This is a genomic window from Leucobacter sp. G161, from assembly GCF_001482305.1.
Lineage (GTDB): Bacteria > Actinomycetota > Actinomycetes > Actinomycetales > Microbacteriaceae > Leucobacter.
In genome coordinates this window covers 60653-71440 of record NZ_LOHP01000021.1, presented here as the reverse complement: position 1 = coordinate 71440, position 10788 = coordinate 60653, and the positions used below count along the sequence as shown (strand labels likewise).

The 10788-nt window shown below is 68.2% G+C and carries 10 protein-coding genes; 5 read left to right on the top strand and 5 right to left on the bottom strand.

The annotated features are described in order from the left end of the window. Nucleotides 1-126 precede the first annotated feature (126 nt). A complete protein-coding gene (locus AUL38_RS02885; RefSeq protein WP_059059153.1) occupies nucleotides 127-1479 on the bottom strand; it encodes an MFS transporter in 1353 nt (450 codons plus the stop codon). 196 nt (nucleotides 1480-1675) lie between these two features. On the opposite strand from AUL38_RS02885, the gene AUL38_RS02880 reads away from it, so the two are divergent. Genes AUL38_RS02880 through AUL38_RS02870 form a run of 3 tightly spaced genes read left to right on the top strand, consistent with a single transcriptional unit; the run spans nucleotide 1676 to nucleotide 3698 of the window. Beyond that, entirely contained in the window at nucleotides 1676-2122 is a 447-nt protein-coding gene (locus AUL38_RS02880) for a MaoC family dehydratase N-terminal domain-containing protein (RefSeq protein ID WP_059059151.1), read from the top strand. Beyond that, the gene (locus AUL38_RS02875) at nucleotides 2119-2550 is read left to right on the top strand and encodes a MaoC/PaaZ C-terminal domain-containing protein (protein ID WP_059059148.1); all 432 of its coding nucleotides are present in this window, start codon (nucleotides 2119-2121) and stop codon (nucleotides 2548-2550) included. The genes AUL38_RS02880 and AUL38_RS02875 overlap by 4 nt, the downstream gene beginning before the upstream one ends. Next, nucleotides 2541-3698, top strand: a complete 1158-nt coding sequence (locus AUL38_RS02870) for a UDP-N-acetylmuramate dehydrogenase (RefSeq protein ID WP_369795287.1) — start codon at nucleotides 2541-2543, stop codon at nucleotides 3696-3698. Before AUL38_RS02875 ends, AUL38_RS02870 begins: the two co-directional genes overlap by 10 nt. Nucleotides 3699-4042: 344 nt before the next feature. Here the strand turns inward: AUL38_RS02870 and AUL38_RS02865 are convergent, their stop codons facing one another. Continuing rightward, nucleotides 4043-4939 (bottom strand): metallophosphoesterase, encoded by an 897-nt coding sequence (locus AUL38_RS02865; protein ID WP_059059147.1) that lies wholly within the window; start codon nucleotides 4937-4939, stop codon nucleotides 4043-4045. Nucleotides 4940-5060: 121 nt separating this feature from the next. Here AUL38_RS02865 and AUL38_RS02860 point away from each other — a divergent pair, with 121 nt between their 5' ends. Next, complete coding sequence (locus AUL38_RS02860) at nucleotides 5061-5627, top strand: NADPH-dependent FMN reductase (RefSeq protein WP_059059145.1); 567 nt, start codon at nucleotides 5061-5063, stop codon at nucleotides 5625-5627. A gap of 102 nt (nucleotides 5628-5729) precedes the next feature. Beyond that, entirely contained in the window at nucleotides 5730-6665 is a 936-nt protein-coding gene (locus tag AUL38_RS02855) for a helix-turn-helix transcriptional regulator (RefSeq protein ID WP_059059144.1), read from the top strand. Here the strand turns inward: AUL38_RS02855 and AUL38_RS02850 are convergent. From AUL38_RS02850 to AUL38_RS02840, 3 genes are all read right to left on the bottom strand, one after another. Next, complete coding sequence (locus tag AUL38_RS02850; RefSeq protein ID WP_059059142.1) at nucleotides 6662-7894, bottom strand: MFS transporter; 1233 nt, start codon at nucleotides 7892-7894, stop codon at nucleotides 6662-6664. The two genes, AUL38_RS02855 and AUL38_RS02850, sit on opposite strands and share 4 nt — an antisense overlap. A gap of 99 nt (nucleotides 7895-7993) precedes the next feature. Beyond that, nucleotides 7994-9436: an O-acetylhomoserine aminocarboxypropyltransferase/cysteine synthase family protein gene (locus tag AUL38_RS02845; protein WP_083506539.1), complete on the bottom strand. Its 1443-nt coding sequence runs from the start codon at nucleotides 9434-9436 to the stop codon at nucleotides 7994-7996. Nucleotides 9437-9522: 86 nt separating this feature from the next. After that, nucleotides 9523-10755, bottom strand: coding sequence for a heparan-alpha-glucosaminide N-acetyltransferase domain-containing protein (locus AUL38_RS02840; RefSeq protein WP_059059140.1), 1233 nt, complete (start codon nucleotides 10753-10755; stop codon nucleotides 9523-9525). Nucleotides 10756-10788: the final 33 nt, after the last annotated feature.

The window sequence follows — 10788 nt, the reverse complement described above, 5'->3', positions numbered from 1 at the left end:
CCCACGCGATACTGCGGGCCCGTGCCCGGTGGCGACACCGGCACGGGCCCGCAGTCGTCTGGGGCGGGAGCTGCGCGGCCTGGGGCGGGGCGGCGCGACAGCACGCTCCAGTCGGCTGCCCGCGCCCTAGGGGCTCTCGGTGAGCGCAGGCTCGGTGTGGAGGGAGACTCCCTGCGTCTCCCTGAGTGCAAGCATGCAGATGAGCCCGATGAGACAGATCGCGACAAGCATGTACCCGATAGCCGCGCTTCCGACCTGTGTCGCCACGAGCGCGCTGGCAACCATCGGCGCGACCGCGCCGCCGAGCACGCCGCCGAGGTTGTATGCCATGCCTGCTCCGGTGTACCGGTACCTCGTCTCGAAGAGCTCGGGGAGGAAAGATCCCGTGGGGCCGTAAATGACTCCGAGGCAGAGCATCGTTACAGACAGGCCAGCCCCGAACGAGGTAATGGTGCCGATATCAAGCACGGGGAAGAGCGCGAACGACCAGATGCCCGACGCCACGATTGCGCCGATGATGATCTTGCGACGACCGAAGCGGTCCGAGAGCGTGCCTCCGATGATGGTGAACACCGCGAAGAACAGTGCTCCGATGGTCCCGCACAGCAGCACGGCCGGCCGCGAGTGGCCCAACTCTGTCGTTCCATAGCTGGTGAGGAACGCCGTCCCGATGTAGAAGAACGCGAAGACGAGGATCATGGGCCCGCTCGCGAGGAACACCTCACGGGGCTGCTTCCGCAGGACCTCGAGCACGGCCAGGCGATCCTTTGGCGCGCCGTCGACGGTTGCCTGCGCCTTTCGCTCCTGTTCTGCGGTGAAGACGGGGGTCTCGGCGATGCGCAAGCGGATCCAGAAACCAATGATGACTAAGACCGCGCTGAAGATGAACGGTATCCGCCATGCCCACCCGATGAACGTGTCTGACTGGTCGCCCAGCGTGAGATTCGTGATCAGGAACGTCGCGCTCGCAAGCGCGAACCCCAGCGAGGGTCCGAGCTGCGGCATCGATGCCCAGAGGCCGCGTCTCGCAGCTGGCGCGTACTCCGCTGTGAGCAGGGCCGCTCCTGCCCACTCGCCGCCAACGGCGATGCCCTGGAAGAACCGGAGGGTGAACAGAATGATGGGTGCGGCAATGCCGATGGTGCCCGCGCCGGGGAGTACCCCGACGATGAAGGTCGCGGTCCCCATGATGGTGAGCGTGAGGATGAGCATTCTCTTGCGCCCGATTCGGTCGCCGAAGTGCCCGAAGAAGAGCGCTCCGAATGGGCGAGCAACGAACGCGACCGCGAACGTTGCGAATGATGCGACGCTGCCTGCAGCCTCTCCCAGCGCGGGGAAAAATACTGCCGGGAAGACGAGCGCCGCTGCCGTGCCGAAGATGAGGAAATCGTAGAACTCGATCACGCTCCCGATTGCGCTTGCTGCGGCCACGCGGCCCATTGGGGTTTTAGGTGGTGGTTGTGTTGCTCTGGTCGTCATGCTGTCTCCTTTGACATCAGTGGACTCTCTCGGCCCGAAGCAATGATCGGGACGTTCCCCAAGAATCTATGCTGTTAGTGTCCGCTAACGCAGATACGTTATCGAGTTGAAATAGCAACGAATGTTGGGTTGCGGGTGACTGCGACGCTCACGCAGCGAGCACCGGCGCCGGGGCCGCCCCGACTAGACTGGTGCCGTGGTTAATCCAGACGTTCAGGGCCGGGTCTACCCGCCCACGCAGCCGTACCTTGTCGGGCGAGAGACAGTGCGCGAGTTCGCGCGCGCTGTGCTCAGCGAATCGCCGATCCACCTCGACCCCGAGGCCGCTCGCGCCGCCGGGTATGCCGACGTGGTCGCCCCGCCGACCTTCCCGGTGACCGTGCAGGAGGCGACGCTCGCGCAGTTGCTCGCCGACGAGGACGCGGGAGTCGACTTCACCCGCGTCGTGCACGGGGACCAGCGCTTCAGTTACACGCGGCCGATCGTCGCAGGTGACGAGCTCACCGCGACGCTCACGATCGCCTCGGTGAAGCAGCTCGGCGGCCACTCGATGGTGACCGCATCGAGCGACATCGTCGACGCCGCGGGCGCACACGTCGTCACCGCCATTTCCACACTCGTCGTGCGAGGAGAAGAAGCATGAGCGCCGCCGCACCGACCTTCGAGCAACTGACCGCGGGCGACGTAGTCGCCGAGCGCGAGATCACCCTCACCCGCGACGAGCTCGTCCGCTACGCCGGTGCCTCGGGTGACTTCAACCCGATCCACTACCGCGACGACTTCGCCCAGTCCGTCGGGCTCCCCGGCGTGCTTGCGCACGGCATGCTCACGATGGGTGCCGCAGGTTCGGTCGCGACCGACTGGCTCGGCACCGCAGGCGTCGTTCGCGATTTCCAGTCGCGCTTCACCCGCCCGGTTCCCGTCGATGCTGCGGCGGGTGCGATCCTCACCGTGACCGCGACCGTCGGCCAGCTCGACGCCGACGCCCGCACTGCGCGCCTCGACCTGAAGGTCACCTTCGACGGCGCAACCGTGCTCGGCAAGTCACAGATGGTGGTGGCATTCGCGTGAGCGCCCAGCCGCTGTCCGCGCTCACCACGATGCGCGTCGGGGGCCCGGCCGAGGAGATCCTCACCGCGCACACCCGCGAGGAGCTCACCGAACAGGCGATCGCCCTGTGGGGGCGCGGAGACGACTGGCTGCTGCTCGGCGGCGGATCGAACACCGTGATCGCTGACGAGGGCTACCCCGGCCCCGTGCTGCTCGTGCGCACGACTGGTGTCGCGCTCGTCGAGGACCCTGAGCTGCCGGCTGGGGCCGTCCGGCTCCGCATCGAGGCCGGGCACGACTGGGATGCGCTCGTCGCCGAGTGTGTCGAACGCGGCTGGGCAGGCATCGAGGCACTGTCGGGGATTCCCGGGCTCGTCGGGGCTGCCCCCGTGCAGAACATCGGCGCGTATGGGCAGGAGCTGTCCGAGGTGCTGCACTCGATCGAGTTTCTCGACGCCGCAACCTTCGAGTCGCGCCGCATGCTCGCGTCTGAACTTGAGCTGGGCTACCGCGACTCGGTGATCAAACAGGGGCTCGAGGGCGTCGTGCTCTCGATCGACGTCGTGCTCGCAGACGCCGCGGTGGTCGCATCCGAGGCCGGGCCTGAGCCGCTGTCTGAGCCGATCCGTTTCGCGCAGCTCGCCTCCGCCCTCGGCGTCGAGCTCGGCGCGCGCGTACCGCTCGGCACAGTGCGCGACACGGTGCTTCGGCTCCGCGCCGCGAAGGGCATGGTGCTCGACGAGTCCGACTACGACACCTGGAGCGCAGGCTCCTTCTTCACGAACCCGATCGTGACTGAGCGCTTCGCGCGCGGCCTGCCCGAGAACGCGCCGCGGTTCCCCGTCGTAGATCAAGAGGCAGCTCCCGCGGTCACCACCTTCGAGGAACTCGAGGCTGGTCAGCCGTTGCGGCTGCCCGCGCCCGCCAGGGAGCGTCGCGTGAAGCTTTCCGCCGCCTGGCTCATCGAGCAGTCCGGTGTGCCCAAGGGCTACCGGTTGCCGGGCTCAGGCGCTTCGGTATCGACGAAGCACACGCTCGCGATCACGAACCGCGGGGCGGCATCGGCGGCTGACGTCGGAGAGCTCGCAAGGTTCATTGTGCAGCGCGTGCAGCAGGAGTTTGGCCTCGTGCTCGTGCCCGAGCCGAACCTCTACGGCATCGAGGTCTAGGCCGGCTCCTCACCGCTGAGGGTGCATACCTCAGCGATTGAGGGGTGCCGAAAAGACATGTCTTCAGCGAGGTCAGGGTATTTTTGCTGCCGATCAATCCTGACTTCGCTGAGGACATGTCGTCTGAGCGCGATTCAGGGTGGGCGTTTCGCAGCGCCCCAGTTGCCGTGACACCCGCTGTGTGAAGAGCCTCTAAATCTTCCCTCCCCCTCGCTTCCCCCGCCCCTCCCCTCCCCTCACCGAGTTTTCTATTCTGAGCCTTGTTCGGCCTCCGTAAAGCTCAGAATAAATAAATCGGGGTATTGAGGAATCCGGGGCCGAAGCGGGAGCCGAGGCAGGATCGGCTACGGTCGACCGGCGACCTTGATGATCTGCTGCACGTGTTTCGCGTCCATACGAAATACTTCGCTCCCGGTCGCCGGCTCCGAGAGGGGGAGCACGCGGGTGCGTTCCGGGCTCACCTCGACGACGGCCGCGCCGAACCAGTCGTTCGCCGACTCCTCCGCGCGCCCGTTGAAGGCCGCCGCGAGATTCGTGACACCCGGCGCAACGATCACGGGCATGCCGTAGACCGTCTCCACGATTGGATGGTGGTAGTGGCCGCTGAGGATAGCCTTCACATCGGTATCGCGGATGCGATCCCACAGCCCCGCTGCCGAGCGCTCGTCGAGGGCGAGTGCCTGGAGCAGGTCGGTCTCGGCGCGGACTGGCGGGTGGTGCATGACGATGACGGTGCCGTGGCCCGCAGGCGACTCGACCGCGTCCGCGAGGAACTCGAGCTGCTCCTCGGAGAGTTCGCCGTAGCCGGCCCCGGGTACCGTGGTGTCGAGCACGATCGTGCGCCAGCCGTGAGTCTCGGTGACCGACACGACGGGCCGGTCGTGGGCAGCGGGCACGGACCCAGCGGCCGCCGCCGCGGGCGTGTGCACCGGAACGCCTGGCTGACCCTCGCCGAGCACCGCACGGAAGCCCCCGCGGTCGTCGTGATTGCCCATCGCGTAGATCGTGCGGGCCCCGCGTTCGGCCGCCCACGGGTCGAGGATGTCGCGTACGAGCTCGTAGGAGGCAACGCTGCCGTCCTCGCTGACATCGCCCGAGCAGACGACGAGATCGAAGGGGCGATCCGCCACGCGGGCGAGCGCCATACGCAGGTGAGACTCGGTGCCGACGACACCGTAGTGGAGGGAATCGTCGCCGTACAGGTGGGTGTCGGTGAGGTGCAGAATCCGCAGCGTTGCCATGGCAGCACCCTACTCCCCGGAGACGAAAAGCCGGTGGAGTTGTGAGTCTCCGGGAATGGGGCTTGGTCGTTCCTCGTTGAACTCCATGTACACGCATGGTTTTTCAGAAAGGAACCGCTTCATGACTACATTAAACATTGGCTTCCTCGTTGGCAGTGTGTCTTCGACCTCCATCAACCGCCGCCTTGCCAATGCCCTGGTGAAGCTCGCTCCCGAGGCGAACCTCAACCTCACTGAAATTCCCATCGGCCACCTGCCCTACTACTCCGCAGACCACGACGCCGCGATCCCCGCGGAGGCTACCGAGTTCAAGCAGGCTGTGGAGAACGCCGACGGCGTCATCATCGTCACCCCCGAGTACAACCGCTCGGTCCCCGGCGTGCTCAAGAACGCACTCGACACCGCAAGCCGCCCGTGGGGGCAGAACAGCTTCGACGGCATCCCGTCGGCCGTGCTCGGCGCATCGATCGGCCAGATCGGCACCGCGCTCGCGCAGGCGCACCTGCGCGGAATCCTCGCGTTCCTCAACTCACCCGACCTCCAGCAGCCCGAGGTCTACCTGCAGCTGACCGACGGCCTCATCACCGACGACGGCGAGATCACCAACGAGTCGACGAAGGAGTTCCTGCTCGGCTGGCTCCGCACCGCGCACGACCACTTCGCGCTGCACGCGAAGACCAAGAACTAACACAGCGAAAGCCTCACAGAGCGGCGGGGGACGGCGATGGCCGTTCCCCGCCGCTGTGCGTTCTGACGGAATAGCCTGCGCTCGCCGCCGGTTGCACCCCGTATGTCAAGCTCCCCACCCGCGCCACTCGACGGGCTCCTCGAAACCGTCGACGTCACTGTGACCCAGACCCGGCGGGCAGGGGTCTCCCGGGGGCGACGCTTCTCGCTGCCGGGCGGCTCGCTCACTCTCGTCTACGTTGCCGACGGTGCGCTCCACGGGGAGCCCGCTGTCGCTTGCGAGCCCGACCCGCTGTGGCCCGGTGGCCTCATCGCCCCGGCCGCCGCCCCTGATACGTTCCCGGCGGGTGCGGCGCTGCTCACGCTCGGGAGGATGCCGCTCACCTTCGAAGCGCTGCACGACACCACCCTTGTCGTGGTGGATCTCGAACTGAACGAGGCAGCCAGCCGGCTGCGGCAGCTGCTCCCAGACCCGCTGACGATGCTCGACTTCTCGCGAATTGATCCCGCCGTGTCCGCGCTCGCGAGCAACATGGGCGTGCACACCGACGGGGCGACCCCGACGGTTGACGCGGGCGGCGCGGCACTCGTCTGCCGGCTCATGGCCCGGACGCTGCTGCTCAGCCTGCTGCGCGCCTGGGTGTCCGCGGGGTGCGCGCCGAGCGGCTGGGCGGCGCGGGCGGTGGATCCGCACCTCGACCCGATCATCAGCGCGATCCACAGCGATCCGGGCCGCGACTGGTCGGTCGACGCGCTCGCGAGCCTGGGGACGATGTCGCGCTCGGCGGTCTCCCGCCGCTTCCGCGAGCTGCTGGGGGCCTCGCCGGGCCAGTACATCACGGTGGTGCGGATGGAGGACGCGAAGCGGCGGCTTACGCAGGGCGCCTCGGTGACGCAGATCTCACGGGAGCTCGGGTACGCGTCGGACGAGGGCTTCAGCCGTGCCTTCCGGCGGCACACCGGCCTGCCCCCTTCGCGCTGGCGCGCAGCCGACCCGCAGGCCGACGGCGCTGCAGTGCGGGCCCGCAGCGCGGCCTAAACCGCAGCGGCCGCGGCGATGGGGTCTCGGCGGTGGGTGAGCCCAAACAGTAGCGCGCCGACCGCGAGGATGACGATGGCCGCAATGTAGAGCGTCGAGACGCCGAGGAGGTCACTCAGCGCTCCGCCGCCGGCCGCCGCGAGGAAGATCGCTGCCTGGAAGCCGATGACGACGAGGCTCCCGCTCGCTTCTAGCTGGTCGGGCAGCCGGTTCCCCGCCCAGGTGTTCACGATGAGGAGCCACGATGCGAAGAAGGCGCCCCACACCGTGACCGCGATGCCGACCGCCCAGAGCGCGCCAGGAGCGGCGATCACGGTGAGGATCGTTGCGGCCATCACGAGCGGCGCCGAGACCGACAGCACCCGGAAAGTGCGGTCGACGATGAGCCCCACAACGAGATTGCCGACGAGCCCGCCGGCCCCGAAGAGCATGAGCAGCAGCACGATCGTGCTCGCATCGATGGGGGCTCCGCTCGCGTCGCTCACCCGCTCGAGCGCCAAGCGGATGTAGGTGTAGGCGGCGAAGTGTCCGAGCACGACGAGCAGGTGAGCGCTGAATCCGAGCCCGACGCCGCGGCTGCGCAGCGCCCGGCCGAGCGCGGCGAAGCTGCTCGACGACGTGACCGGGATCGGCGGCAGCAGGAAGCGCAGCGCGACCGCAAGGAAGACGAGCGCCGCACCGATGATGCCGAAGCCGACTCTCCAGTCGAAGGCGTTCGACAGCATCACGCCGAGCGGCACCCCGGCGACGGTCGCGAGCGAGACGCCGCCCGCGGTGAACATCAGGGCCCGGCCGACGCGCTTCGGGCCGACGAGGGTCGAAGCAGCGCTGAGCGACATCGACCAGAACACGCTCAGTGATGCGCCGAGCAGGAAGCGGGCGATGAGGATGATCCAGAACGATGGTGCGAGCGCGACGACGAAATTCGAGAACGCGCCGAGCACCGCCATCCAGACGAGCAGCGCGCGCCGGTCCAACCGGGGGAAGAGGCTGCCGACAGTGATCGCAAGGATCAGCCCCGCGAGCGCCGTGATGCTCACCGTCTGGCCGGCCTGGCCCGGCGTGATACCGAGGCTCGCGGCCATCTCCGTGAGCACCCCGTTCGGGAGGAACTCGCTTGTGACGAGGAGAAAGCTCATCATCATGAGCGTGATGAGCGCCCCGTAGGGCATGCGATTCGAGGGCGTATGCCCTGGCGGGACGATGGGAAGGAACGCGGTTGTGGTCATACATCTACGCTCCCAGCGTGCGGGAGCGCGCGCCCGACCGTGCGCGCCCGGTTCCCGACCGATCGTCTCGCGTTCGGGGTGACGTGCCGCTCGAGCGGCTCAGCCGACCCCGTCAACCCCGTCAACCGCGGCGACCCCGTCGAGCCCCGCGCGCAGGTCCGCGATGAGATCGCCCGCCGACTCCAGGCCGATCGAGAGCCGGAGCAGCCCGGGCGTGATCCCGAGCCGTTCGTTGATCTCCGGCGCGAACGTCGCGTGCGTGGACGTGAGCGGGTGGATGATCATCGAGCGGGTGTCGCCGATGCCCGTCATCCGCGAGAAGACGCGCAGGCCGTTCACGAAGGCGCGGGCACCCGCGATGCCGCCGCGCACGGTCACCCCGAACACGGACCCGGTCCGCGCCCCGGCACCGTCAGCGGTCAGCCCGTAGTCGCGCGCCGCGAGTTCGAACAGCGGCGACGACGGCAGGCCGGCGTAGTCGACGGACTCGACCTCGGGCTGCTGCTCAAGCCATGCGGCGATCTCGAGCGACGAGGCGACGTGCCGCTCCATCCTCAGCGACAGCGTCTCGAGCCCCTGATGCAGCAGAAATCCGTTGAACGGCGACAGCGCGGGGCCGATGTCGTTCACAACGCCCTCGCGGGTGGCACGGGCGTAGGCGCCGGGGCCGAAGCGATCCACCATCGAACCCAGCCCCGGCTTCACGTCGGTGATGAGCGGGTAGCTCCGGCCCGCGCGCTCCGCGGCCTCCCAATCGAAGTTGCCACCGTCGACGATCGCCCCGCCGACCGCGGCCCCGTGGCCGGTGAGAAATTTCGTCGTCGAGTGCACCACAATGTTCGCGCCGTGCTCGAACGGGCGGATGAGCGCGGGCGTGCCGACGGTGTTGTCGACGACGAGCGGCAGGTTGTGGCGGGCGGCGACCTCAGCGATGCGGCTCAGATCGGTGACGTCGTTACGTGGGTTCGGGATCGTCTCCGTGTAGATCGCCTTCGTGTTCGGGCGGATCGCCCGATCCCACTCGGCGTCGTCCGCCGCATCCCACACGTAGTCGACCTCGATGCCGAAGCGCTTGAAGCTGCGGCCGAACAGGATCCGGGTGCCGCCGTAGATCGACGCCGTCGAGACGATGTGGTCACCGCCCTGCGCGATCGCGAACAGCGCCGAGGAGATCGCGGCCTGGCCGCTCGACACGGCGACCGCGCTGGATCCGCCCTCGAGCGAGGCGAGACGTGCCTCAGCGACCGAGTTCGTCGGGTTGCCCTGCCGCGAGTAGATCGGGTCGATGCTGCGGCCGGCGAAGCGGTCGACCTGGTCGTCGAAGTCGTCGAACACGTAGCCGGCGCTCAGCGCGATCGGAGGCACCCTGAGACCTGTGTTCAGGTCTGGGTATTCGCCCGCGTGCACCTGCCGGGTCTCGAAGCCGAAGCCCGACCAGTCGGTGTGCGGGGTCGCCGCTGCTGGCGCGGCGCCGTGCTCGAGCGAGTCGTGCGCGGCGGCGCCCTGCGCCCGTGTTTCGTGTGCCTTCGTACAGTCAGCCATGCCCTCATCATGCATGCCGTCTGGCCGATCACGCGAGCGCCCAGGTAACGCGGCGTCACGAACCCGGGACCCGATAGTCGCCGCCCCTACGTGCGGGTGAGCCCCTTCGCGATTCCCGAGGTGATCGCCTCGAGCGGGCCGCGCCGCTTCGTCACCGAGAGGATCACGCCGATAATGAGCACGCCAGCGAGCTGGATGCCGAAGGCGCCGAGCCCCGCAATCCACCACGGGATCCCCGCCGAGTAGTCAACACCCGCGTAGACCGGGGCGTACGCGAAGCTCGTCGCGATGAGGTGCAGCGCGTAGATCGTGAGCGGTGCTGCGCCGGCCGAGCGGAAGACATCGGTGACGGGGCCGGGAGCCGCGTCGCGCGAATCGAACAGCGTGACGAGCAGGCCGATCACGGCGAGCGCAATGCCGACGGTGCGGAGCATCTCCATCGGCGAACCCGAGTGGGGGGCCGCGACGAGCTGCGCCCAGAGTTCCGGAGACGTCGGTGCGCCGAACTGCTGCATTCCGAGGAACTTCGTGAACGTCGCCATATCGAGCCCGTCGGGGGCTGCGACACCGAATCGGGCGAGGTTCGCGAGGGTCCAGTTTGAGGCGAGCGTCGCGAGCACGGCGAGCGCGATGCCGAGCCCGGCGAGGCCGAGCGTGGTGCGCGAGAGCCGACCGCGCTCATTCGCCGCAAGCAATGCTCGGGCAATGAGGATGCCGACGAGCAGGTACGCCACCCACGTGATCGCTGGGTACGCGCCGGTGAGGAGCAGGCCGCGAAGTGTCTCGAGTGGTTCGGCTGCGAAGCTCTCAAACGAGGGGGAACCGGCCTCCTCGACAACTTCGAGGGCCTGTCGCGCGAGCGCGTTGAGCGGGCCGCCCGCGATCCACAGCACCGCCGCGGACAGCGCGACGAGCCACGTGCGCGCCGCGATGAACACGGACACGAGGATGAGCGCGACGCCGTAGTAGACGAGCACAACAATGATGGGCACTTCGAGCGCGCCGAGCGCTAGCCCGAGCACGATGAGGATGAGCCCGCGCAGCACAATCGAGACTGTCGCTGCTCCGGTGCGACCGGCGGTGAGTGCCCGCTTGCTTGCAAACACCGCGCTCACGCCGCCGAGCACCGCGAACAGGGCTGCGGCGATGCCGCTGGTCACGGTTGTGGCGATCTCGCCGGCGCGCTGGTCGAATTCCGACGCGGTCGGGTTCATGGCGACGATCGCCACGAGGTGGTTCGCCATCATGCCGGCGACGGCGAGGAACCGTGCCAGATCGATACCGATGTAGCGGGCGGAGGAGCGGGTGCTGCGTGTCATGATCTCCAGTCTGCGGGAGCGGCGGCTGATACG

Coding starts and splice junctions, on each gene's coding strand:
- AUL38_RS02885 (WP_059059153.1), bottom strand. CDS start 1,479: ATGACGACCAGAGCAACACAACCACCACCTAAAACCCCAATGGGCCGC.
- AUL38_RS02875 (WP_059059148.1), top strand. CDS start 2,119: ATGAGCGCCGCCGCACCGACCTTCGAGCAACTGACCGCGGGCGACGTA.
- AUL38_RS02865 (WP_059059147.1), bottom strand. CDS start 4,939: ATGGCAACGCTGCGGATTCTGCACCTCACCGACACCCACCTGTACGGC.
- AUL38_RS02860 (WP_059059145.1), top strand. CDS start 5,061: ATGACTACATTAAACATTGGCTTCCTCGTTGGCAGTGTGTCTTCGACC.
- AUL38_RS02855 (WP_059059144.1), top strand. CDS start 5,730: ATGTCAAGCTCCCCACCCGCGCCACTCGACGGGCTCCTCGAAACCGTC.
- AUL38_RS02850 (WP_059059142.1), bottom strand. CDS start 7,894: ATGACCACAACCGCGTTCCTTCCCATCGTCCCGCCAGGGCATACGCCC.
- AUL38_RS02845 (WP_083506539.1), bottom strand. CDS start 9,436: ATGGCTGACTGTACGAAGGCACACGAAACACGGGCGCAGGGCGCCGCC.
- AUL38_RS02840 (WP_059059140.1), bottom strand. CDS start 10,755: ATGACACGCAGCACCCGCTCCTCCGCCCGCTACATCGGTATCGATCTG.